Here is a 24506-nt window from a genome sequence, read left to right on the forward strand (position 1 = left end):
CTACCGCCTCTCGCAAAATTCCCTCATCGCCACCGCCACGGCGCCCGCAATGATCTCCTGCCGCTCCGGGGAGTTCATCGCCATCTCCTCGTCGCGGTTGATGATGGAGCCCGCTTCGAGCAGCACTGCGGCGCTGCGGGTCTGCGAGAGCACAACGAGCCCGTCATAGCGGTAGACGCCGACATCCTTGTCGAGCAATTGGCGCCGGTAGCGGCCCATCACCGGCAGGGTGTACTGGCTGGCATAGTGCAGGTCCTGCTGCTTCAGCTGCCTGCCGATCATCCGGGCCAGCATCAGGCTGGCGGCGAAGTGCGGATTCCGCTGCGACACGAACAGAGAGTGGCCCGAAAAGCGGTCGCTGAAATAGCTGTTCGCGCCGTCGAACTCCCAGCTCCCGAGCAGCTTGTCCGGCACCGAATCGTGATGGATCGACAGGAAGAGATCGGCCCGGGCGTCATTCGCGGTGCTGACGCGCTTGAACAGGCTCGGCCGCGCCTTGCCGTCCGTGACGAGCAACCGGGTCGCGGCAAAGCCTTCGGCCTTGAGCCTCGCCGTAATCAGACTTGCAAGCCGGAAGTTGAAGCCGAACTCCGTGTCGTTGCGCGCGCTCAACGCGCCGTAGGAGTCCGGGGTGTGCCCGACATCCACGAGGATCCGGAATTTCGACAGCTCACACTTGACCGGCGCGTGCGGCGGCTTGGGTTTCGCGATTTTCCGCGCGATAGCAGCATGACCAGAGTCTGCAGGCGCCAGCGACCATAGCAAGATCGACGCGACCAGCGTCGAGACGAGACTTGCGATGATGCTGCGCGGCTGTCCCAAGTACTACTCCGCTGCCGCTGTTCGCGGCCGGCCGACAAAGCCTGTGACGTCACCGAAACGCTCCAGCATCACCGCGGAAAGGTCCTTGGCCTTGCTGGTGACGCAGGCGCCCGAGCGCACGGCATGGCGATCCTGATGCGCGGCCTGCGGCGGCGGCTCGCCCTGCTGAAGCGCCCGCGCCAGCTCCATCACGACTTTCCGGAAATGCATGATACCGAGATCGGTCGGACCGAGATGCTCGCGGGTGCGGTCGGCGATCGGGCCCTGGCTGTCCTGCACGGCCGCATCCTGTTCGGAGACGCCCTTGATGCCGGTGTAGCTCCTGGTCTTCTGCATCTTGCGGTCGATCAGATAGTCGTTGCCCTTGTGGCGCAGCGGCACGTAATTGTCGCCAACCTCCGCGATCACGCCGTTGCCGCGGTCAAAGACGTCGCGCTCGGCTTGCGTCAGCGGCCGTTCCGGATTCCAGGCATAGGTGTAGATCCAGCAATTGGTGTCGGTGACGGGCACGAAAGTCTGCCCAAAGATGTTCTCACCCGGCATCGCGCTCGGGGCATAGGCGTGGAACGGCATCAGAAATTGCGCAATGCGCCAGTAGATGTTGTCGCCGCCGGTGAGCCGCCCGCCGGCGATGGTGAGGCCCGCTGCGTGCGCGGCGATCTTGATCACAGGGCGCGGATCCTCCGCGATCCAGCGCATGTGATCGCTCGACATCCGCGCGATCGGATTCACGAAATGCTTCTTGATGTCCAGGATCTCGTTCTCCTCCTTGTCGAAGGAGAGATGGGCGAAGGTGAAATGCGCGGTGTCGATCGAGCCTTCCAGCGCCTGCACCCAGTTGCAGTCCTGCCATTTCTTGCTGACATAGCGGTGCGAGGCCGGCAGCAGTGCCATTTCGAGATCGGGCAGCTCGGGCATCGCATCCGCGGGACCCATATAGGCCCAGATCATCTCGCCCCATTCGCGCGCCGGATAGGATTTGATGCGGATGAGATCCTTGGCGTTGAGGTCGGGATAGGAGGTCGGCATGTCGACGCAGCGGCCGTCGGTGTCGAACTTCCAGCCGTGATAGACACAGCGGATGCCGCATTCCTCGTTGCGCCCGAGCCAGAGATTGGCGCCGCGATGCGGGCAGTATTGATCGATGATTCCGACAACGCCGCGCGTATCGCGGAAGGCGAGCAGCTCCTCGCCGAGAACGATGATCTTCTTCGGCTCGCCGTCGGGTTCAGGGAGTTCTTCGGACAGCAGCACAGGAATCCAGAACCGGCGCAACAATTCGCCCATGCCCGTACCAGAGCCCGACTCGGTCAGGAATTTGTTGTCCTCGGCGCGGAGCATGGAAAATCCTCCCGACGGTCGTTGTTGCCGGCAAGATTGGCGCGGACGCGGGAAGACGTCAACGCGGAACGCGGCGCGCAGGCCGGTTAAACCGGCCGCTCCCCCTTCACCGTCACGCGCGTGCCGGAGCGCGTGTGCGGCCAATAATCCCACATCGCGCGGTGCTGGGTGCAGCGGTTGTCCCAGAAGGCGATGGCATTCTCTGTCCAGCGAAAGCGGCACTGGAACAGCGGATTCTCGGCGTGCTGGTAGAGATAGGCAAGCATCGCCTCGCTCTCGTCGCGCGGGATGCCGTTGATGTGGCGGGTGAAGCCGCGGTTGACGTAGAGCGCCTTCTTGCCGGTGACCGGATGCGTGCGCACCACGGGATGCTCGGCACTCGGATAGGACGGGCGGTCGGCGACGCCGTAATTGGCGTAGAGCCCGCGATAGATCGGCTCGCCGTCATGCAACGCAGTCAGCCCGTCGAGATAGGCCTTCATCCGGTCCGACAGCGCCTCGTAGGCCGCATACATGTTGGCGAACAGCGTGTCGCCGCCGCGCGGCGGGCACTGCTTGATGTAGAGGATCGAGCCCATCGGCGGCTCGTGATCGCAGGACACGTCGGAATGCCAGCCCTCGCCATTGGCCCGCGGCGAATTCGCATCCGCATAGATCTTCATCAGGGCCGGGTCTTCATCCTCATGCGGCGCGGCGGGATGGAAATGCAGCTCACCGAACTTGCGGCCGAAGGCGAGATGCTGTTGTGGCGTGATGTGCTGGTCGCGGAAGAAGATGACGAGGTTTTCGGCAAGCGCGCGGTGGACCTCGTCCATCTGCCGGTTGGAGCGCGCATCGTCGGAGACGAGCTTGCCGATGTCGACGCCCGAGATTTCCGCGCCGATGATCGGGGTCAGCTTTTCGACCGCGATGGTCTCGTAAGGCGCGCCGTCGTCCGTCGCGTGGCGATAGCGCGGGCCCTGCTTGCCGGCGAGTGAGCTCATGGCGTGTCTCCCGATGCATTCTTGCTTGGGAGCATCGTAGCAATGTAGGGCGGCTTAGCGAAGCGTAACCCGCCACTTCGCGCCTGCAAAAATAAGGCGGGTTACGCTTTCGCTAACCCGCCCCACGATTCCTGATCTGGAGCAGAACTATTCCGCCGCGGTCACCGGCACCTTGGCGCCCTGGCCGTAGCGCTGCTCGATGTAGTCGATCACGAGTGCTTTGAAGTCGGCGGAGATGGTCGGGCCGCGCAGGGTGCGGAACTTCTTGCCGTCGACGAACACCGGGGCAGCCGGCGCCTCGCCCGTGCCCGGCAGCGAGATGCCGATATTGGCGTGCTTGGATTCGCCGGGGCCGTTGACGATGCAGCCCATCACCGCGACGTTGAGCTCTTCCACGCCGGGATATTTCGTCTTCCAGGTCGGCATCTCGTCGCGGATGAAACCTTGGATCGAGCTGGCCAGTTCCTGGAATGTGGTCGAGGTGGTGCGGCCACAGCCGGGGCACGCCGCAACCAGCGGCACGAATGTGCGGAAACCCATGGTCTGCAAGAGCTCCTGGCCGACCTGCACCTCGCGGGTGCGGTCGCCGCCGGGCTCCGGCGTCAGCGAGATGCGGATGGTGTCGCCGATGCCCTGCTGCAACAGGATGCCGAGCGCGGCCGAGGACGCCACGATGCCCTTGGTGCCCATGCCGGCCTCGGTCAGGCCGAGATGGATCGCGTAGTCGGAACGGCTGGCGAGATCCTGATAGACCGCGATCAGATCCTGCACGGCCGAGACTTTGGCCGAGAGGATGATGCGATTCTTCGGCATGCCGAGTTCCTCGGCGCGCGCGGCCGAGAGCAGCGCGGATTGCACCATGGCCTCGCGCGTCACCGCGCGCACGTCGCGCGGATCGGGGGAGGCGGCGTTCTCGTCCATCAGCTTGGTCAAGAGCTCCTGGTCGAGCGAGCCCCAATTGGCGCCGATGCGCACCGGCTTGTTGTTCTTGTTGGCGATCTCGATGATGTCGGCGAACTGGGTGTCGCGCTTGTCCTTGAAGCCGACATTGCCGGGATTGATGCGATATTTGGCGAGCGCCTCGGCGCAGGCCGGATAGGCGGCGAGCAGCTTGTGGCCGATATAGTGAAAGTCGCCGATCAGCGGCGTGGTGATGCCGCGCTTGAGCAGGCCGTCGCGGATGTGCGGGACGGCAGCGGCGGCCTCCTCGCGGTCCACGGTGATGCGGACCATTTCGGAGCCCGCGCGGGCGAGCGCTGCGACCTGGGCAATGGTGCCGTCGATATCGGCGGTGTCGGTGTTGGTCATTGACTGCACGACGATCGGGGCACCGCCGCCGACGGCAACGTCGCCGACCTTGACCTGGGTGGTCTTGTGCCGGGGCGCGGGGCCCGCGACGTCGGAATCGATGGTTTTTTCGAGCTTGTTCATGGCGTCCAAATATCAGGTTTTGGTGACGTTCAGCAATGCATCGCGCGGCGCCGCAGCGGATTGACTGGGACGGTTAACCAGAAAAAGCCCAGCAATGACAAGGAGGGCGGCAGCCCCGAATGTCAGGTTCAGCGTGTCGTGCATGATGAAATAGCTACCCACCACGCCAAACAAAGGGGTGATGAAGGTAAAAGCCGACAATTTGCTGGCCGAATAGGTCTTCACCAGCGCGAACCAAAGCGTGAACGTGGTTCCCACGACCCAGATCGCCTGGAAGGCCATCAGGCCCAGCGACAGCGGCGACGGCGTGTGGGGGATGGTCTCCCCGAACAGCCAGGCGGCCAGCCCCAGGATCGGGATCGAGGTCGCGACCTGATAGCCCAGAGCCTTCTCGGGCGCCGCGAAGCGCAGCCGCGTGCCCTTGGCAACTAGCGTGGTCGCCGCCCACAGCGCGGCGCCGCCGACGATCATGAGATCGCCGAGCAGGACATGCGAATCGACGTTGGGCTGCGGCACGCCGATCGCGAGCGCGACACCGGCAAAGCTGATGGCGAGCCCCAGCCATTGCGTCCCGCCAAGTCGCTCGCCGAGCACCTGGTAGGAGCCGAGCGCGACGAAGAACGGCGCGGTGTAGAGGAACACGACCGCCCGCGATGCTGGTGTGAACCGCAGGCCCTGGAAGATCAGCACGAACTCGATGCCGAACATCAGTCCGGCGATGACGCCGGGCTTCCAGGTGCCGTCGCGCTCGAAGAATTTAACGCCGCGCAAGCTGCCGATGATGAACAGCACCGGCAGCGCGCCCATCGAGCGGAACGTGGCCTGAAGCATCGGCGGAATGTCCGGCAGCACCAGCTTCACGGCGATCTGGTTGAACCCCCAGGTCAGGCACAGCATGAGCATCAGGGCGATGGCGCCGGCACTGAGGGGACGACCGGCGGACGGTATGGCTTGAGGTGAGGACATTTTTTCCTAAAAACCGGCTTTGCGCCGTTGTTGCTCTATGCGGCTTTCTGACAATGCGCACAAACGCCCGTGATTTCCACCACCGACAATTTGGGAGCGAAGCCTGAGCTGCGCGCGGCGGCGTTGAGGTCCTTGGCGAAGGATGCCGACGGAATCTCACCGACCAGGCCGCAGCGCTCGCAGATCAGGAACGTCACCGCCGAGATCGCGTCGTGGTCGTGAGCGGCGCAGGCGAGATAGGCGTTGCGGCTTTCGATCCGGTGCACGAGGCCGTTGGCCATCAGGAAATCGAGAGCACGATAGACCGTGATCGGCGCCGGCCGCGACATCGACTTCGCCAGTTCGTCGATGACCTCATAGGCGCCGAGCGGCCGGTGGCTCGAGAGCAGCGCCCCCAATACATGGCGGCGTATAGGCGTGAATTTCTGCGCGCGCTCTCCGCAAACGGCCTCGGCATGCGCCAGCGCATCCGCGGTGCAGCGGCCGTGATCGTGATCGGGCGCGGGAAATGCCGGTTTTGCGAGGGTCATGCGACCGGCGTTCTAGCATTTCGAAAGGGGAACCCAAAGCAGGACCGGCGATGCGGCCAGCAGCCATGCTCGGCCTGCGGGACAGCGTCCCGCAAACCCGCCATGAAATAATCATAAGCTTGCTTATTATATTGCAAGCTTATTGGAGACCAAGCTCATGAGCCCAGGGCCCGTGGACCAGAACTTCCTGTTTACGCTCGCCGAGCTCTATCGCCTGCTCCGGGTCTATGCCGACAAGGAAGCCTCGCGCTTCGGCATCACCCGCGCGCAATGGGCGGTGCTGGCCAAGGTCGAGCGCAGCGAAGGCATGAAGCAGTCGGAACTCGCCGAGCTTCTCGAGGTGCAGCCGATCACGCTGACGCGCCTGATCGACAAACTCTGTGACAGCGACTGGATCGAGCGACGCAACGATCCTTCGGATCGCCGCGTCAAGCGGCTGTACCTGAAGAAGGCCGGGCGGCAGTTGCTCGGGCGGATGAGCGGGCTGAAGTCCGAGCTCACGGCCAACGCGCTCGACGGCATCACTCCGGCGGACGCCCATCGCCTCCTCACCCAACTCGAAACAATCAAGGAAAACGTGCGGTCCGCGATCCAGAGCAGCGGAGCGGAACAAGCGCGTAAGGAGCAACGCTATGGCTGATCAGGTTCTCAAGTTCCAGCCCGAGCAGAAAATCGACGGCGGCAAGCCCACCAAGAAAGCCGGCACCGATCCGCGCCGCCGCCTGGTGGCGGGCCTGCGCCGCTATCGCCGCGTGCTGCTCCTGGTTGTGCTGCCGCTCGTCGTCGCGGTTGCCGGCTTCACCTTCTATCTCAATGGCGGCCGTTACGTCGGCACTGATGACGCCTATGTCGGCGCGCAGAAAGTGCTGGTGACCCCTGATATCTCCGGCAAAATCCAGAAGGTCGTCGTCAAGGAAGGTCAGGTCGTCAAGCACGGCGACGAGTTGTTCGAGATCGACCCCGCTCCGTTCCGTCATGCGTTGGAAGAAGCCAAAGCGCAACTCGCCCAAGCCCGCATCACCTATGACAATCTTGTTGCCAACATCAAGATCTACGGTGACATGCTCAATCTTGCCCAGCAGGGCATGGACCTGAAGCAGCGCGACGTCGAACGCAAGCAGTCGCTGGTGAAGAACAATTACGGCTCGCAGCTCGATCTCGACAACGCGTCCAATGCACTGGTTACCGCCGGCGCGCAGGCGCAATACATCAAGCAGCAACTCTCCAATGCCAAGACCCAATTGCTGGGGAATCCCGAGTTGCCGCTGGAGCAATTCCCCGCCTACGCGCAAGCGAAAGCCAAGCTGGACGATGCCCAGCGCAACCTCGACCACACCGTGCTGCGCGCGCCGATGGATGGCGTGGCAACACAGGTCGAACAGATCCAGCTCGGCCGCTACGTCGCCGCCGGCACGCCGGTGTTCTCCATCATCGACGTGGCCCATCCCTGGGTCGACGCCAATCCGAAGGAGAGCGACCTCACCTACGTCACCGAAGGACAGCCGGTCACGCTCGAGGTCGACGCGTTCCCGAACCATACCTTCAAGGGCAAGATCGGCTCGCTCTCGCCCGGCACCGGCGCGCAATTCGCGATCCTGCCGCCGCAGAACGCCAGCGGCAATTTCGTCAAGGTGGTGCAGCGCGTGCCGATCCGCATCTATTTCGACGAGACCGACAAATACGTACGCAAGCTGAAGGCCGGCATGAGCGTTTACGCCACCATCGACACCGGCCACCAGCGCTCGCTCGCCGGTCTGCTCGGCCTGTCGGCGACCGCGAGCCAAGACAAAGATCAGGACAAGGACTAATCCTATGGCGGAGTCCAATCCCGCCCTTATGGTCCCCGGCCTGCGCCGGAACATGGTGACGATCTGCGCCATGACGGCAACCATCATGCAGGCGCTGGACACCACCATCGCCAACGTCGCCCTGCCCTACATGCAGGGCACGCTGTCGGCTTCGCAGGACCAGATCAACTGGGTGCTGACCTCCTACATCGTCGCCGCCGCGATCATGACGGCACCGGTGGGCTGGATCGCCAACCGCTTCGGCCGCAAGCGCATCTTCATCATCTGCTCGGCCGGCTTCACCATGGCATCGGTGCTGTGCGGGCTTGCGCAGGACATCAACCAGATGGTGATTTTCCGCCTGCTGCAGGGCGTGTTCGGCGCGGCCCTGGTGCCGTTGTCGCAATCGGTGATGCTCGACTATTACACGCTCCAGGAACGCGCCAAGGCGATGTCGATCTGGGGCATGGGCGTAATGATGGGGCCGATCATGGGTCCCTCGCTCGGCGCCTGGCTGACCGAGACTTATTCCTGGCACTGGGTGTTCTTCGTCAATTTGCCGTTCGGCGCCATCACCGTGATCGGGCTGATCATCTTCATGGACGAGACCCGGAAGGATCTCAGTCTCAAGTTCGACTGGTTCGGCTTCGCGGCGCTGGCGGTCGCGATCGGGTCGCTTCAGCTCGCGCTCGACCGCGGCGAGCAATTGGGCTGGCTCGAATCGGGTGAGATCCTTGCGGAGTTCATCGTCTCGGCCGTCGCCTTCTACTTCTTCATCGCGCATTCCTTCACGACCTCGACACCGTTCATCCGCTTCGGGCTCTTCAAGGACCGCAATTTCGTCACCGGCTGCGTGTTCATGGTCGTGATGGGCCTCGTGCTGTTCTCGACCATGGCGCTGGCCTCCCCCTATATGCAGAACGTGATCGGCTATCCCATCATCACCGCGGGCCTGCTGCTGGCGAGCCGCGGCTTCGGCACCTTCTTCGCCATGATGCTGGTCGGCCGCATGATGCGTTACATCGAAGCCCGCACACTGATCATCACCGGCCTGACGCTGACCGCGGGCTCGCTGTTCCAGATGACCGGCTGGACCGATTTGACCCAGGTGCCGGAGATCGTGACCGTCAGCGTGATCCAGGGCTTCGGCTTCGGCCTCGTCTTCGTGCCGCTTTCGACGGTGGCATTCCTGACCTTGTCGAATGAGCTGCGCACCGACGGCACCGCGATGTTGACCCTGATGCGCAACGTCGCGAGCTCGGTGGGCATTTCCGTCGTCATCGCCCAGCTGACACAAGGCACGCGGCGGACCTACGCGATCCTGTCCGAACACATCAACCCGTTCAACCATGCGCTCCAGATGCCCAGCGTCAGCGGCATGATCAATCTCTCCACCGACGCCGGTCGCGCCATGGCCGATCGCATGGTCAGCGTGCAGGCGCAGATCATCGCCTTCGCGCACGACTACGAGCTGGTGATGTTCTTCATCCTCTGCACCATCCCGCTCGCCCTGCTGATCGGCTCGACCAAGGCCACCCTGCGCAAGCAGGCGGCGGGGCCGGAACATGCGGTGATGGAGTGATGCCTTCGCCGGGACGACACCGATGATGTTGCGCGCCTCTACCCCAAAATCTCCTCGCAGCCCAGATCCTCGACCGCCATCATCACCCGCTCCAGATTATTCCACCAGATCACCGGTGGGATGTTGATGCTCCACTGCCAGACTGGCTTGGTGATGTGCCACAGCACCGACCGCCGATAGTCCTGGTCGAGCGCGCCGCGCGTATAGCCGCTGACACCGTGCGCCATCAGCATCTCGTGATAGCGATTGAGCAGCGGGCGTTCGAGCGCCTGCCGGCGCTCTGGATACCATTGCGTCGCCATCATATAGGCAAGGTCGTGGGTAGGAACGTTGATGCGCCAATGATCGAAATCGAAAATGCGCACAGCGTCAGCGATGCCCGCGCGTGGCAGCAGGAAATTCCAGGTATGGGCATCGCCGTGAGCGATGGTCACATGGCGATGCGAATGGTAGCGTTGCAACAGTTGCTCGGCCTTGTCGATGAAGCGCCGATACAGGGTCCGCCGCTCCTCACTGAGGCGATCACCAAGCAAATCGGCGAAGCGGTCGTAATGGCCGGCGAATGTCTCTATCAGACTCGCCGTATCATCAAGGCTCATCCAGGTGCCGATGGTGTCGCCGAGACCCGCATGGTCCCACCAAGATGCATGCCAGCGGGCGAGCGCCGTTACGATCGCCATCGCCTGATCGCGTGAGGGCGGCAATGGCCAGTCAGCTGCAACGTCATGGCTGTCGGTGAGATCTTCGAGCAGCAGATGCCAGTCCTGGCTCTCCTCGTCGAAATGCCCATCGTAGCAGCGCGGCACGATGTGCGACGGCATATTTGGCGCAAGGCGGGTGTAGAAGGCCACTTCCTGCCGACCAGAATTTGCCAGCGACTTGGCGTAGGCCGGATTCGGGATCTTCAGGATGACAGAGTGCGGGGACCCGGCTGCTTCCCCGACATAGCGCAGCCCAAGTCGGATAACGTGCGACACCATGGCGGGGTATTGGTGCAGCACCTTCACCTCGCGCACGGCGCCCGCATCCAGCACGCCGCCCCTGCGTAGCGCAGCGGTCAGTCGAGCCCGCTCAACGACCGCCGGCAGTTGTGGAGGTGTCATGGACGCCACGATGCCCTCGTCCCGGACCATACTGCACAATCACACCCCCCGGCACCAGCAATAGGCATCGCGCCGGGCTCAGGCCGCCGCTGTGGAGTCGCGCACCGTCCGGACCACGACCGACCGAAGCTGCTCGAGATTGGCCGCCATGCCGGCGATCGCCTGCCTGACCTCCGCGGCGCGCTCGTTCACGGAGGCGGCGTCGCGGCTGACATCACCGATCTTGGCCGAGACCTCCTTCGCCGCGGAAGTCGATTCGGAAATCGACCGCGTGATCTCGCGGGTCGCGGCGTCCTGCTCTTCCATCGCGGCGGCAACCGAGGTGGCGACGCCGTCGATCTCGACGATGTGGCCTCCCATGGTTTCGACGGCGTCGACGGCGGCTTGCGTCGAGGCCTGGATCTCGGCGATCAGCCGCGCGATCTCCTCGGTGGATTTGGCGGTCTGGTCGGAGAGGGATTTCACTTCGGCGGCGACCACCGCGAAGCCACGGCCGGCCTCCCCGGCGCGCGCCGCCTCGATCGTGGCGTTGAGTGCCAGCAGATTGGTCTGGCCGGCGATGCCGCCGATGAGGTCGGAGACCTCGGCGATCTTCTTCACCGATCCAGCCAGCGTCTGGATGGTCGAGCGCGCCTGTTCCCGACCGGCGACCGCCGATTTTGTAACCGTGCTGGTCCGCGCGACCTGGGTTGCGATCTCGCGGATCGAAGCACTGAGTTCTTCAGCTGCGGCCGAGACGGTCTGCGAGCTGCCGAGGGCCTGGGTGGAGGCGGCTGCGACCGCCTGCGATTGTGTCGAGAGCGACCTTGCGATCTCGGACAGACTGGAGGCGGCACGCTCCACGCCTTGCGTCGCCGCGCTCGCGGTGTCGACCGAGCGGCCGGTCTCGCGCTCGACGGTTTCGGCCATCTGATGCAGGGCCTCACGCTTGGCGAGCGCCGCCTCCTGCTCCTTCTGCAACTGCTCCTCGCGCAGGCGGAAATTCTCGACCGCGGACTGCTTGAACACCAAGAGCGCACCCGCCATCGAGCCGACCTCGTCCTGCCGGTGCGCGAAAGGAATGTCGGCGGCGAGATCGCCGGTCGCGAGCTTTTGCATCGCGCTGGTCATGCGCACGATCGGGCGCATCACGCCGAAGGCGACGCCGAGCAGGCCCGCCGCAATGAAGGCGAGGACGGCGGCGGAGACGCCGAGGAGGATGTAAAGCATCGAGCTGTCGCGGTCCGCGGCCAGCTTCTCCATGTCGGCATTCTGCTTGTTGGCGCTCTCGACGATGCTGTCGATGACGGCGCGATGCGCGGTATAGGCCTCCTTGAGCTGCGCGTAGGCCCGCTCGGAGACGGCCGTATCCTTGGCCTTGAGGGCGGGGAGGAGCTGGTCGGACAACAGCTTCCAGAACTTCTGCACCTCGGCGTCGGATTTCGACACCAGGGTCGTCTTCAGGTCGGCCGAGAGGCTGGAGGTGACCCAGAATGCCTTGCGCTCGTCGTAATCCTTGCGGAGCTGGGCCAGGCGTTCGGCATGGGCCGCCAGCTGGTCGGGCTCGCGCATGGCGAGCGTGGCCTCGAGGTAGGCCTCGATCACATATTCCGGCGGCGGCAGGATGTCGGCGATGAGATCGTTTCCGAGCTTGATATCAGAATAGAGCGGACCGCCGACCTTGAGCTCTTTCAAGGCGTAGAGGCTGGTCGAGACCACGGCGGTAAAGCCGATGGCCAGAACGATGCCGAAAGCAATGATTGCGGAAGAAAGCGAAAGACGAATTTTCATGGAAAAATCCAATGGGCCGCGCTGAATCCCACGGACCCTAAAGGATTACGGTAAACACGGGATTGCATCGCGCGGAAATTGCATCGCGCGAACTCCGGAAAAATACGGGAAATGGCGTCAGGTCAACAGTTTCGGGCAGCGAAGCTTGGGCCCGTCCTCCGCTGTCGTCCCGGATCGGCGCTCCGCCTGTCCGGGACGGCGCTGGGGGTCACACGTCGAAAAATACCGTTTCGTTGTCGCCCTGGAGCCGCAGGTCGAGCCGGTACACCGGCTTGCCGGCCTCGCGCACGGCCGTCAGCGTGGCGCGACGGTCGGCAGGCACCACCGCCAGCACGGGATCGGCGGCATTGCCGGCCTCGTCACTGAAATAGATGCGGGTATAGAGATGCCGCAGCATGCCGCGACCAAACACCGCAAGCAGGACATGCGGTGCCTGCGGCTTGCCGTCGGGATCGGGCACCACGCCCGGCTTGATGGTTTCAAAGGAATAATTGCCGTCCTTGTCGGTGCCGCAACGGGCAAAGCCGCGGAAGCTCGCATTCGGCAGCGCGCGCTTGTCCTGCGGATCCGCGAAGCGCCCCTGCGCGTCGGCCTGCCAGATCTCCAGCATGGCATCGGGCACAACGACTCCGTCGCCGTCGAACACGCGGCCCTCGATCCGGACGCGATCGCCGGTGACGTCGGGCGTCAGCGTCGAGTTGGTGAACGCATCATTCCAGGCATACTCGCCGGTCGGCGTCAGGCCGTATTTGAAGAACGGGCCGACGGTCTGCGACGGCGTGATCCCATTGTCCTGCACTTAATGGTTCTCCATAGGGGTGGCGTTCTTGCCGCGCAGCACGATGTCAAAGCGGTAACACAGCGCCCATTCGGGCTGGGTGTTCTCGAGATCAAATGACGACACCATCCGCGCCCGCGCCTTCTCGTCCGGCACCGAATTGAAGATCGGATCGAACGGGAACAGCGGATCGGCCGGGAAGTACATCTGCGTCACGAGACGCGTGACGAAGGAATGGCCGAACACAGAGAGATGGATGTGTGCGGGACGCCAGGCGTTATGATGGTTGCCCCAGGGATAGGCGCCAGGCTTGATGGTGACAAAGCGGTAGTAACCGGAGACGTCGCTCACGGTGCGGCCGGCGCCCGTAAAGTTCGGATCGAGCGGAGCCGGATGCTGGTCGCGGACGTGAACGTAACGGCCGCAGGAATTGGCCTGCCAGATCTCGACCAGCGAGTTCGGCACGCCGCGGCCGTCCTCGTCGCGCACATGGCCGTGCACAATAATGCGTTCCCCGAGCGGCTCGCCGGTGTGTTGGGTGGTGAGATCATTGTCGCCCTCGCGAACGGTCTCGTGGCCGTAGACCGGGCCGGTCAGCTCCGACAGCGTATGGCGCATCGGGATCAAGGGTTTGTTCGGCGCACGCTTGACCGAGCTTTTGTACTCGGGCGACAGCGGCAGCGGATGCGCCGTGTTGCTGTCGACGGGATAGATGAATGTCATTGGCGAACTCCTCCCCGGCCCTTTTCCGACCGGTCAACGCTTCCGCCAATCATTATAGGATATAACTAATTGGGGGAAGCGGCTTTGAGCCCTATTTGATCGGCGGACGCGGCAGGACGGCCTCGCCGGCTTCGAGCCGATAGACATGGTCCAGCGAATACCAGGGCGTCGCGACGTCGCGCTCGGTCGGATGTGGCGTGTCATGGCGCAGGAACTTGCCCATCAGCGCTTTGGTCACGCCGAACTGCACGTCACTATCGATATGCGGGTCGGCGGGGTCGTAGACCTGCGAGATCAGCACCTTGAATCCGGGCTTGAAGACCAACGCGTGCAGGTGCGCGGGACGATAGGGATGCCGCTTCTGCGCCTCCAGGAGGCGGCCGACCACGCCGTCGGTCGGAATGGGATAGCCGACCATCATCACGGAGCGGAACGAGAAGGCTCCGTCCTGGTCGGTCGTAAACTTGCCGCGCAGGTTCATGTCGGCCTGCTCGGGGTCCTGGTTTTCATAGAGACCAACCGGCGACGCGTGCCAGACGTCGACCTCGGCGCCGGCGACGGGACGGCCGTCCTTGTCCACGACGCGGCCGTTGACGAACAGCGGCGCGCCTGGGGTCTCGGAGCGGACGATCGATCCGCCATTTTCCACCCGCGGCGAGTTCAGCCGCCAGAATGGTCCGAGCAGCGACTGGTCGGTCTCCGTGTTGCCCTCATCGCCATTATTCAGCAGGCACACCAGCGGCGAGACGCCGAGCGAGCCTGCCATCAGCACGACCTCATTATGCGTGTCGGTCGAGAGCTTGCCGAGTTCGGCGATAACAGCCGTGGCGTCGCGGAATTCCTTCTCGGTCAGGCGAACGTCGCGAACAAAACCGTGCAGATGCTTGACCAGGGAGACCATGATCTGGCGTAGCCGTGGATCGGATGTCTGCTCCATCACCGCCAAGGCCGCGGCCGTGACGTCCTGCTCGCGCGCGATGATCATGGGATGCTCCCTCACCTTGCGTCATGGCCGGGCTTGTCCCGGCCATCCACGACCTTCTTCTCGCGGCACCAAGAACGTGGATGCCCGGGCCTTCGCCTCGCCGAAGAGGCTTCGGCCTCGCAGGCGGGACAAGCCCGGGCATGACGAGTCTGGGGCACCCGGCTCCGGGATGACGGCACGCTGCGCGTCCCGTCAGTTCAGCTTCTCGATGGCGACCGCAACGCCCTGGCCAACGCCGACGCACATGGTGGCGAGCGCGAGCTTGCCGCCGCGCTTCTCCATGCCGTGCACCGCGGTGAGCGCGAGGCGCGCGCCACTCATGCCGAGGGGATGACCGAGCGCAATCGCGCCGCCATGCGGATTGACGAAATCGGCATCGTCGGCAACGCCGAGCTGGCGCATGCAGGCGATACCCTGCGAGGCAAAGGCTTCGTTGAGCTCGATCAGGTCGAAATCGCCGATTTTCTTGCCGAGACGTTCCATCAGCTTGCGGGTGGCCGGCACCGGGCCGATGCCCATGATGCGCGGCGGCACGCCGGCGGAGGCGAGGCCGAGGATGCGCGCGCGCGGCGTCAGGCCGTGCTTCTTCACCGCAGCCTCGGACGCCAGGATCATCGCGGCGGCGCCGTCATTGACGCCGGAGGCGTTGCCCGCGGTCACCGTGCCGGGATTGCGCACGATCGGCCTGAGCTTCGTCAGGGCTTCCAGCGTGGTCTCGGGACGCGGATGCTCGTCCTTGTCGACGGTGACAGGGCCGGCCTTGCCGCCGGGAATGGTGATCGGGGTGATTTCTTCGGCGAAATAGCCGGCCGCAATCGCGGCGCCCGCGCGCTGCTGCGAGCGGATCGCGAAGGCGTCCTGATCCGCGCGCGAGACCTGGAATTCCTCGGCGACGTTCTCGCCGGTCTCGGGCATCGCGTCGACGCCATACTGCGCCTTCAGCAGCGGATTGATGAAGCGCCAGCCGATCGTGGTGTCGAAGATCTCAGCCGAGCGCGAGAACGCTTCCTGCGCCTTGCCCATCACGAAGGGCGCGCGCGTCATGGATTCGACGCCGCCGGCAATCGCAAGCTCGATCTCGCCGGAACGGATAGCGCGGCCGGCCGCACCGACCGCATCGAGACCGGAGGCACAGAGCCGGTTCAGGGTCTGGCCTGGAACGGAATCCGGCAGGCCCGCAAGCAGGAGCGCCATGCGTGCCACGTTGCGGTTGTCCTCGCCGGCCTGGTTGGCACAGCCGAAGAAGACCTCGTCAACCTGTGCCCAATCGAGATTGGGGTGCTTGGCCATCAGCGCCTTGATCGGGGCCGCCGCCAGGTCGTCGGCACGCACCTTGGCGAGCGACCCGCCAAAACGGCCGATCGGGGTCCGCACGGCATCGCAGATAAAGACGTCACGCATGGTTGTTCTCCCTGAATGCCGCGATCCGGCCTAAATTCTTCAATGTCGACGGAGTTTTAGGAGGGCGCCCGCGGCAGGTCAATTGACCGATACGCGCGTGTTCCGACGGGTGTGCACGCGAGTTGCGCATGCCGCGGTGCGGACAACGTGGAAAACCTCCCCTCTCCGCCCAAAGCGATAGGAGCGCGGGGCGAAATTTTGTAGGTTGCGCCGCCCATGACAATGCAACAACCGATCCCTGCACCGCCTCCCGACGATACGCCCGCGCCGCAGGCGGAAGCTGCCGCGCGCGTCACGCCGATGATGGAACAGTACCTTGAAATCAAGGCGGCACATCAGGGCCTTCTGCTGTTCTACCGGATGGGCGACTTTTACGAGCTGTTCTTTGAGGACGCCGAGATCGCCTCCAGGACACTCGGCATCGTCCTGACCAAGCGCGGCAAGCATCAAGGCGCCGATATCCCGATGTGCGGCGTGCCAGTCGAGCGCTCCGAGGACTATTTGCACCGGCTGATCACCGCCGGGCACCGGGTCGCGGTGTGCGAGCAGACCGAGGATCCCGCGGCGGCGAAAGCACGCGGCAACAAGAGCGTCGTGCGCCGCGGCGTGGTGCGCCTGGTCACGCCGGGCACGCTGACCGAGGACACGCTGCTCGACGCGCGCGCCAACAATTACCTGCTGGCGCTCGCGCGCGCGCGCTCATCGGCGGGCGGTGACCGCTTTGGCCTCGCCTGGATCGACATCTCGACCGCCGAATTCACGGTGACGGAATGTTCGGGCGGCGAACTCGCCGCCACGCTGGCGCGGATCAATCCGAACGAGGTGATCGTCACCGACGCGCTCTATAACGACAGCGAGCTCGGACAGACCCTGCGCGAGCTGCCGGCGGTGACGCCGCTGACCCGCGACGTCTTCGACGGCGCCACTGCCGAGAAGCGGCTGTGCGACTATTTTGCCGTCGCGACCATGGACGGACTGTCCCAGCTCACGCGGCTGGAAGCCACTGCCGCCGCCGCCGCCGTCACCTATGTTGACCGCACCCAGGTCGGCAAACATCCGCCGCTGTCGCCGCCCGCGCGCGAAGCCTCGGGCGCGACCATGGCGATCGATCCCGCCACCCGCGCCAATCTCGAACTGACGCGGACACTCGCCGGCGAACGCCGCGGCTCGCTGCTCGACGCGATCGACTGCACGGTGACCTCGGCCGGCTCGCGCCTGCTGGCGCAGCGGCTTGCCGCGCCGCTGACCGATGCGGCGGCGATTGCGCGGCGGCTCGATGCCGTCGGCAGCTTCGTTGCCGACTCGGCCGCGCGCGAGGACATCCGCAGCATCCTGCGCGGCGCCCCGGACATGTCGCGGGCGCTGGCCCGTATATCCGTCGGCCGCGGCGGTCCGCGTGACCTCGCCGGCCTGCGCGATGGCATCATCGCCGCCGACCAGGTGCTGACGCGGCTTGACGAACTCGACCAGCCGCCGCAGGAGATCGCCGTCGTGATGGCGGCGCTGCAAAAGCCATCGCGCGAGCTCGCGGCGGAATTCGCCAGGGCGCTCGACGATCAACTGCCGCTGATCAAGCGCGACGGCGGGTTCGTTCGCCAGGGCTATGAGCCTGCGCTGGACGAAACGCGAAATCTGCGCGACGCCTCGCGCCTGGTGGTGGCCTCGATGCAGGCGCGCTACGCCGACAACACGGGTGTGAAGGGGCTCAAGATCCGGCACAACAACGTGCTCGGCTATTTCGTCGAGGTCACCGCGCAGCACGGCGACAAGCTGATGTCGGCGCCGCTAAACGCAACCTTCATCCACCGCCAGACGCTGGCCGGCCAGGTCCGCTTCACCACCTCCGAGCTCGGGGAGATCGAAGCCAAGATCGCCAATGCCGGCGACCGCGCACTCGGGCTCGAGCTCGAGATTTTCGAGCGGCTCTGCGCCAAGGCTTTGGCCATCAGCGAGGAACTGCGCGCCGCCGCTCACGCCTTTGCGCTGCTCGACGTCGCGACGTCGCTTGCCAAGCTGGCGATCGACCAGAACTATGTGCGGCCCGAGGTGGACTCGTCTCTCGGCTTTGCGATCGAGGCGGGCCGCCATCCCGTGGTCGAGCAGGCCTTGAAGCGCAATGGCCAGCCGTTCATCGCCAATGCCTGCGATCTCTCGCCGGGCCCTGCGCAAAAATCCGGCCAGCTCTGGTTGCTGACCGGTCCGAACATGGCGGGTAAGTCGACCTTCCTGCGCCAGAACGCGCTGATTGCGTTGCTCGCCCAGATCGGAAGTTTCGTGCCGGCGACACGCGCGCGGATCGGCATCATCGACCGCCTGTTCTCGCGTGTCGGCGCCGCCGACGATCTCGCCCGCGGCCGTTCCACCTTCATGGTCGAGATGGTCGAGACCGCTGCCATCCTCAACCAGGCCGGCGAGCGCGCGCTCGTGATCCTTGATGAAATCGGCCGCGGCACCGCGACCTTCGACGGCCTCTCGATCGCCTGGGCCGCAATCGAGCACCTGCACGAGAGCAACCGCTGCCGCACGCTGTTCGCGACGCATTACCACGAGCTGACGGCGCTCTCCGCCAAGCTGCCGCGGATGTTCAACGCGACCGTGCGGGTAAAGGAATGGCAGGGCAATGTCGTGTTCCTGCACGAGGTGTTGCCGGGTTCGGCCGATCGCTCTTACGGAATCCAGGTCGCCAAGCTCGCGGGCCTGCCGCCGGCCGTGATCACGCGCGCCAAATCGGTACTGGCGAAGCTGGAAGCCCAGGACCGCGGCCAGACCGCGCGCGCGCTTGCTGACGATCTGCCGCTGTTCGCAGTGCCCTCGCGCGCCGCCGCAGAAGTCACACCGCCGAGCGAGGCCGAACTGCTGATGGACGCGGTGAAGGCGCTGCATCCGGACGAGATGTCGCCACGCGAAGCGCTCGATGCGCTGTATGCGTTGAAGGCCAAGCTGCCGAAGCAGTGACGGTGCCGCAGGGTGGGTGAGCCGAAGGCGTAACCCACCACCTTTGTCAGCGCGCGAGAAGTGGTGGGTTACGCTTCGCTAACCCACCCTATGCTTCTGAACGCTACGCCCTCGCCGCGATCGCCGCCACTTCCGCTGCGGCGCGCTGCATGCTGGTCGACATCTCGTTGGTCACCGTGCTCTGCTCTTCGATTGCCGCGGCCGTCGACGTCACATATTCGCTGACGTTGCTGATGGCCGTCTTGATCGAAGCCAGGGCGGTGACGACGTCTCCAGAGATGCCGTTGAGGCTACCGATCTCAGCGCCGATCTTGTCAGTGGCCTGCTTGGCTTGGTTGGCGAGGCTCTTGACCTCCGAGGCCACCACCGCAAAACCCCGACCGGCTTCACCGGCGCGGGCGGATTCGATGGTGGCGTTGAGTGCCAGGAGGTTGATCTGCCCGGTGATGTTGTTGATGAGCTCGACGATCCCGCTCATCGCCAGCGCCGCTTCAGTGAGGCGCTGGGCCTGGGCATCAGCGGACGCGACCTGCTCCACCGCGCTCATCGCCGTCTCGCGCGATTTGGTCATCGCCTCGGAAATCTCCCGCACCGAGGCGTTCAGCTCTTCCGATCCGGCGGCGACCGATTCCATCATGCCGCGGACGCGCTCGTTGCCCATGCGGACCAGCACCTGTTTCGTGACGTCGGTCGCATATTTCACGACCTTGAACGGCTTGCCGTTGAGATCCATGATCGGATTGTAGGAGGCCTGGATATAGACCTCCCTGCCGCCCTTGCCGATGCGCTTGTATTCGGCCGCCTGATACTGGCCGCGGTTGAGCGCCGCCCAGAACTCGCGATAGCCATTGCCATCGCGCTCCGAGGGCTCGACAAACATGCTGTGGTGCTTGCCCTTGATCTCAGCCAGCGAATAGCCGAGGGCGCCGAGGAAATTGGCGTTGGCGGTGATGATCGTGCCGTCCATGTTGAACTCGATCACCGCCTGCGCCTTCTCGATCGCCGTGATCTGGCCCGCAAGGACGGCATTCTTCAGCTTCTCCGCCGTGACGTCGGTCGCGAACTTGGCGACGCCGAGGGCTTGCCGTTCTCATCGAGTAGCGGATTGTAGGAGGCGAGAATCCAGACCTCGCGGCCGCCCTTGCCGATGCGCTTGAACTCGCCAGCCTGGTATTCGCCGCGGTTGAGCTTGGCCCAGAACTCGCGATAGGCCGCGCCGTCGCGCTCGGCCTGGGGCATGAAGAGGCTGTGATGCTTGCCCTGGATCTCGGTCAGCGAATAGCCAAGCGCGTTGCAGAAATTCTCGTTGGCCGTGACGATGGTGCCGTCGAGCTTGAACTCGATCACGGCCTGGGCGCGGCCGATAGCGGCGATCTTCGAAGACTCCGTCATGCTCCGGATCTTCTTCTCGGTGATTTCGGTCGCAATCTTGGCGACCATCACCGTCTTGCCGTTGCCGTCGAGCACCGGATTGTAGGATGCTTCGATCCAGATCTCACGGCCGCCCTTCGCGATCCGCTTGAACTCGCTTGCCTGATACTCGCCGCGGTTCAATGCAGCCCAGAACGCCTTGTACTCGGCGCCGTCGCGCTGGTCGGCCGGCATGAACATGGCGTGCTTCTTTCCCTTGATTTCGTCGAGGGAATAGCCGAGGGCGTTCAAGAATTCTGGTTGGCGCTCAGGATCGTGCCGTCCATGGCAAACTCGATCATGGCCTGCGAGCGGCCGATGGCGGCGAGCTTAGCATCCGCGTCGTTGCGGGACTTGCGGCCAAACATCATTGAATCTCCAAAATCATTAAATTGCGAGACGGGATCAGGTGACGTGACGGCGCGGCACACGCGCTGAATTCCAATCGAATTCCGCCGGTAAAACTCGCGTTGCGAAGACCAAGGCGGATACGCAAGATGATTCAGTACCCATAAGATTCGAATAAAGTGCTAACGAATTCTGGGAAAAGCGATCGCCGACAGAGCAGCCTAAAGCTGCACGACGGTAGGCCTTACACGCTGCTCGGTCGGCGCTGTCACTTGAATGCTTGGTCCTTCAGGAGTTTGAAGGAAAGCGTCTCGCGATCGGTCATGGCGAGTTTTGCTACGGAAGTATCCGGCGACGCCGCGCCGCATGTCCGTAGTGTCACGGCGCTTGCCGCGCCTTGTGCTGCGTACGCCGCCCGATCCCCCACAGCGTCAGATTCCAAACAATGCAGGTGGCGAGTGCAAGCCCAAGACCGACGGCGGAGCCGAACCACGCCACCGCCACGTGCAACACCGCGATCGCCATTCCGAATCCGAGCAGCCCCCAAGCCGAATTGGCCAGCACCGCGGCGGTCGGCGGACCGCCGATTCGCGGATGCAGGATCACCATGATGCTGGAAAACACCACCGGATACAGCGCGATGATGCCGCTGATCCGGGGACCGACCCAGCCCGAGGTCGAGACGACGATTGCGACGAGGGTCGCGACCAGCGCGGCCCGCATCGGCACGTCATACCAGCGCCGCGTCACCAGCGGCATCTTTACATGGCGATAGCCCGCGAGCAGCGGAATGCAGATGCCGAACGCGATCAGATTGGCGGCGAGCCCGGCGGTGAGCGGCCAGTCGAACTGCTTGATGATCGAGGCGAACACGATCCAGACCGCGACCGCGCTTCCGCAACTCACCAGAAGGCTGCGCCGCTGCGCCAGCACCACATAGGTGAGACACATGAAGATCGTCGCGGCATTGACCGGCAAGCTCGACAGCGCGCCCTGCGCGATGAAGGCGGCATCGTGGTCGAGCGCGAGGAAGACGTAGGATGGTCCGGCCGAAACCGGCAAGGTCGCGACCAGCGCGCCGATCACCGGCCCTGAACGCTCGGTGATGATCGACGCCGTCACGACGAACGCCGCCGCGACCATCATGCGCAGAACGAGGATGAGGATGAGGTGGAGCTCGGGGGACATTTTTTTCTTTTGTCGTCCCGGGCTTCGCCGAGACGACACGAATTGTTGGGCGAGCGGCCTTCGCTCGCTACATCCGCTGCATCGACACCGAGACCTTCGGGCCGTTCTTGATGGTCTGATAGACCACGCAGTAGCGCTCGGTGAGCTTGAGCAGCAGGTCGAGCTTGTCTTGCGGCGCATCAGTATCGACGTCGAAGCGCAGACGTATCTCGGCGAAGCCGACCGGCGTCTCCTTGTCGACGCCGAGCGTGCCGCGGAAATCGAGATCGCCCTCGGCGTAGACGTTGCCGGTCTTCAAGGGTACCTCGATCGCGGTCGCGACCGATTTCAGCGTGACGCCGGCGCAGGCGACCAGCGCTTCGAGTAGCATGTCGCCCGAGCAGAGCTCGAGGCCGGAGCCGCCGGTTGCGGGATGCAGGCCGGCCATTGCGATGGCGCGGCCGGTCTCGACCTTGCAGGCGATGCCCTCGCTGTCGGTCGAGCCCTTGGCCCTCAACGTGATCATCGCGGTCTTGGGGTCGGTCTTGTAGCGCTCCTTGATCGGGGCCTGCATCTGGCGCAGTGCTGCGGCGTCCATTTTGTCTCTCCCGGGAAAATCGTCTCTACGAAGTACCGGCTTGCGATGTACCGGCTCGGAGCGAAATTGTCACCACCACATGGCCTGACCGGGACCCTGGGTTGCGTCACGGTCGGGCACGCTGCGGTCGAGCGAACGATCGAGTGACGTCAGCACACTTCGCTTGAAATTCTCGAACAGCGGCGAATTGCGGTCGCGTGGCCTGCCCAGGTTGATCTCGATCTGGTCGAACAGCCGGCCCGGCCGCGGCCGCATCACCAGCACGCGGTCAGCCAGCACCACGGCCTCGTCGACGTCATGGGTGACGAGGATGAGCGTCGGCCGCGTGTCGGCCCAGAGATCGAGCAGATGATCCTGGAGGTCCCTGCGGGTGAAAGCGTCGAGCGCCGAGAACGGCTCGTCGAGCAAGAGCACCTCGGGCTGCGGCACCAGCGCGCGGGCGATCGCGACGCGCTGTGCCTGCCCGCCCGAGAGCTCGCGCGGCCAGGCCTGCGCCTTCTCGGCGAGCCCGACACGCTCGAGCGCACGCGCCACCTTTTCACGCCGCTCGGTCGCGGGCCCATCGGCAAGACCAAAGCCGATATTGTCGGCGACGCTGAGCCAGGGCAGCAGCCGCGGCTCCTGGAAGATGATGCCGATCTTGGCATGCGGCGCGGCGATCGCCTCGTTGTCCAGCGTCACCGTGCCCGAGCTTGCGCGGTCGAGGCCCGCGATGGCGCGCAGCAGCGTGGACTTGCCGCAGCCCGAGCCGCCAATGATGGCGACGATCTCGCCTTGCCTGATCTCGGCGGAGAAGCGCGCCAGCGCCTGCACGCCGTTGGGATAGGTCTTGCTGACCCGGTCGAGCGCCAGCATCGCCTTATGCTCCCGTTGTACGCCCAAAGGCGTCCTGCCAGCGCAGGAAGGGCGCAGCCGCGATCTCGATCAACCAATCCGTGAGCTTGCCGAGGATCGCGAAGATCACGATGGCGGCGAGGATCTGCGCGGGCTTGCCGAGCTGCTGGCCGTCGAGCAGGAGATAGCCGAGGCCTTCGGACGCGCCGATCAGCTCGGCCGCCACCACGAACATCCAGCCCAGACCAAGACCGACGCGCAAGGACACGACATAGGCCGGCAGCACCGCGGGCAGCAGGATACGGCGGATCATGGCAGGCCCGGAGAGACGGAATGTGCGACCGACCTCGACGATCTTGCGATCGACGATGAGGATCGCGCCCATCACGCCGAGATAGACCGGAAAGAACACGCCGACTGCGATCAGCGCGATCTTCGAGGTCTCGAAGATGCCGAGCCAGAGGATGAACAGCGGCACCCAGGCCAGCGACGGGATCGCGCGCAGCGCCTGCACGGTCGGGTCGAGCAGCCGCCGCGCCAGCGACCAATAGCCGGATATGGCGCCGAGCAAGGTCCCCGCGACCACGCCGAACGCAAAGCCAAGGCCGACACGCCACAGCGTTGCGGCGATGTGACGGAACAGTTCGCCGGAGCGCGCAAGATCAACGACGGTGGCGAACAAGCGCGAGGGCGGCGGCACCAGCCGGCCGTTGGACCAGCCGGACCAGACCACGAGTTCCCAGCCAAGCGCGAGGGTCAGTGGCAACAGCAATCCCAGCGTCGGCCCCGCATAGCGCGACAGCCGCGAGGGCGCGGCGCTCTCGGCCGGTTCCGTAGTCTGTTGCAGGACTGGCGCGTCAGAGATCATGGCCGGTAGGAAGCGCGTCCTGTGCGAGATTGCAAGGGCGCGCGGCATTCTCGGCGTCGTCCCGGACAAGCGCAGCGAAGCGGAGCGCAGATCCGGGACCCCTAACCACGGGAAGGCGTGGCTA

General features: G+C 64.6%; 20 protein-coding genes and 1 pseudogene. 4 read left to right on the forward strand and 17 right to left on the reverse strand.

The window, feature by feature from the left end; translation table 11 throughout:
* The 6 genes from IVB13_RS24285 to IVB13_RS24310 all read right to left on the reverse strand — a co-directional run bounded on the left by IVB13_RS24285 (position 1) and on the right by IVB13_RS24310 (position 6073).
* Positions 1-822 (reverse strand): N-acetylmuramoyl-L-alanine amidase, encoded by an 822-nt coding sequence (locus tag IVB13_RS24285; protein ID WP_018455915.1) that lies wholly within the window; start codon positions 820-822, stop codon positions 1-3.
* 3 nt (positions 823-825) lie between these two features.
* Positions 826-2163 (reverse strand): Rieske 2Fe-2S domain-containing protein, encoded by a 1338-nt coding sequence (locus IVB13_RS24290; RefSeq protein ID WP_018455914.1) that lies wholly within the window; start codon positions 2161-2163, stop codon positions 826-828.
* 86 nt (positions 2164-2249) lie between these two features.
* Positions 2250-3146, reverse strand: a complete 897-nt coding sequence (locus tag IVB13_RS24295) for a TauD/TfdA family dioxygenase (RefSeq protein ID WP_204513101.1) — start codon at positions 3144-3146, stop codon at positions 2250-2252.
* A gap of 147 nt (positions 3147-3293) precedes the next feature.
* Entirely contained in the window at positions 3294-4577 is a 1284-nt protein-coding gene (ispG, locus tag IVB13_RS24300) for a flavodoxin-dependent (E)-4-hydroxy-3-methylbut-2-enyl-diphosphate synthase (protein WP_018455912.1), read from the reverse strand.
* A gap of 12 nt (positions 4578-4589) precedes the next feature.
* On the reverse strand, positions 4590-5543 hold the full coding sequence (locus IVB13_RS24305) for a DMT family transporter (RefSeq protein WP_026233051.1): 954 nt from the start codon (positions 5541-5543) through the stop codon (positions 4590-4592).
* 35 nt (positions 5544-5578) lie between these two features.
* Positions 5579-6073, reverse strand: a complete 495-nt coding sequence (locus tag IVB13_RS24310) for a transcriptional repressor (RefSeq protein ID WP_018455910.1) — start codon at positions 6071-6073, stop codon at positions 5579-5581.
* Between the two features lie 157 nt (positions 6074-6230).
* On the opposite strand from IVB13_RS24310, the gene IVB13_RS24315 reads away from it, so the two are divergent.
* From IVB13_RS24315 to IVB13_RS24325, 3 genes are read left to right on the forward strand one after another with little or no spacing between them, the layout of a single operon-like run.
* Positions 6231-6713 carry a MarR family transcriptional regulator gene (locus tag IVB13_RS24315; protein WP_026233050.1) on the forward strand — a complete coding sequence of 161 codons (483 nt, stop codon included), beginning with the start codon at positions 6231-6233 and terminating at the stop codon, positions 6711-6713.
* Positions 6706-7881 carry an HlyD family secretion protein gene (locus IVB13_RS24320; RefSeq protein WP_018455908.1) on the forward strand — a complete coding sequence of 392 codons (1176 nt, stop codon included), beginning with the start codon at positions 6706-6708 and terminating at the stop codon, positions 7879-7881. Before IVB13_RS24315 ends, IVB13_RS24320 begins: the two co-directional genes overlap by 8 nt.
* Before the next feature lie 4 nt (positions 7882-7885).
* Complete coding sequence (locus IVB13_RS24325; protein WP_018455907.1) at positions 7886-9442, forward strand: MDR family MFS transporter; 1557 nt, start codon at positions 7886-7888, stop codon at positions 9440-9442.
* Between the two features lie 38 nt (positions 9443-9480).
* On the opposite strand, the gene IVB13_RS24330 is transcribed toward IVB13_RS24325, so the two are convergent.
* The 6 genes from IVB13_RS24330 to pcaF all read right to left on the reverse strand — a co-directional run bounded on the left by IVB13_RS24330 (position 9481) and on the right by pcaF (position 16202).
* On the reverse strand, positions 9481-10575 hold the full coding sequence (locus IVB13_RS24330) for a phosphotransferase (RefSeq protein WP_018455906.1): 1095 nt from the start codon (positions 10573-10575) through the stop codon (positions 9481-9483).
* Positions 10576-10623: 48 nt separating this feature from the next.
* Positions 10624-12315, reverse strand: a complete 1692-nt coding sequence (locus IVB13_RS24335; RefSeq protein ID WP_018455905.1) for a methyl-accepting chemotaxis protein — start codon at positions 12313-12315, stop codon at positions 10624-10626.
* Positions 12316-12523: 208 nt separating this feature from the next.
* The gene (gene pcaG, locus IVB13_RS24340; RefSeq protein WP_018455904.1) at positions 12524-13114 is read right to left on the reverse strand and encodes a protocatechuate 3,4-dioxygenase subunit alpha; all 591 of its coding nucleotides are present in this window, start codon (positions 13112-13114) and stop codon (positions 12524-12526) included.
* Positions 13115-13816, reverse strand: coding sequence for a protocatechuate 3,4-dioxygenase subunit beta (gene pcaH / locus IVB13_RS24345; RefSeq protein ID WP_018455903.1), 702 nt, complete (start codon positions 13814-13816; stop codon positions 13115-13117).
* Between the two features lie 91 nt (positions 13817-13907).
* Positions 13908-14801, reverse strand: a complete 894-nt coding sequence (locus IVB13_RS24350) for a dioxygenase (protein ID WP_018455902.1) — start codon at positions 14799-14801, stop codon at positions 13908-13910.
* A gap of 192 nt (positions 14802-14993) precedes the next feature.
* Positions 14994-16202 carry a 3-oxoadipyl-CoA thiolase gene (pcaF, locus tag IVB13_RS24355; protein ID WP_018455901.1) on the reverse strand — a complete coding sequence of 403 codons (1209 nt, stop codon included), beginning with the start codon at positions 16200-16202 and terminating at the stop codon, positions 14994-14996.
* A 216-nt stretch (positions 16203-16418) separates the two neighbouring features.
* Between pcaF and mutS the strand changes: the two genes are divergently transcribed.
* Complete coding sequence (gene mutS, locus IVB13_RS24360) at positions 16419-19157, forward strand: DNA mismatch repair protein MutS (RefSeq protein WP_026233049.1); 2739 nt, start codon at positions 16419-16421, stop codon at positions 19155-19157.
* Positions 19158-19260: 103 nt separating this feature from the next.
* Here mutS and IVB13_RS24365 read toward each other — a convergent pair.
* From IVB13_RS24365 to IVB13_RS24385, 5 genes and pseudogenes are all read right to left on the reverse strand, one after another.
* A pseudogene (locus IVB13_RS24365) lies at positions 19261-20935 on the reverse strand (PAS domain-containing methyl-accepting chemotaxis protein).
* Between the two features lie 358 nt (positions 20936-21293).
* The gene (locus IVB13_RS24370) at positions 21294-22103 is read right to left on the reverse strand and encodes a hypothetical protein (RefSeq protein ID WP_018455898.1); all 810 of its coding nucleotides are present in this window, start codon (positions 22101-22103) and stop codon (positions 21294-21296) included.
* 67 nt (positions 22104-22170) lie between these two features.
* Entirely contained in the window at positions 22171-22680 is a 510-nt protein-coding gene (locus IVB13_RS24375) for an OsmC family protein (RefSeq protein WP_018455897.1), read from the reverse strand.
* A 69-nt stretch (positions 22681-22749) separates the two neighbouring features.
* A complete protein-coding gene (locus tag IVB13_RS24380; RefSeq protein ID WP_018455896.1) occupies positions 22750-23535 on the reverse strand; it encodes an ABC transporter ATP-binding protein in 786 nt (261 codons plus the stop codon).
* A gap of 4 nt (positions 23536-23539) precedes the next feature.
* On the reverse strand, positions 23540-24382 hold the full coding sequence (locus tag IVB13_RS24385; protein ID WP_247295993.1) for an ABC transporter permease: 843 nt from the start codon (positions 24380-24382) through the stop codon (positions 23540-23542).
* Positions 24383-24506: the final 124 nt, after the last annotated feature.

The sequence above is a fragment of the Bradyrhizobium sp. 17 genome (genome assembly GCF_023073515.1).
In the GTDB taxonomy this organism is placed as follows: domain Bacteria; phylum Pseudomonadota; class Alphaproteobacteria; order Rhizobiales; family Xanthobacteraceae; genus Bradyrhizobium; species Bradyrhizobium canariense_D.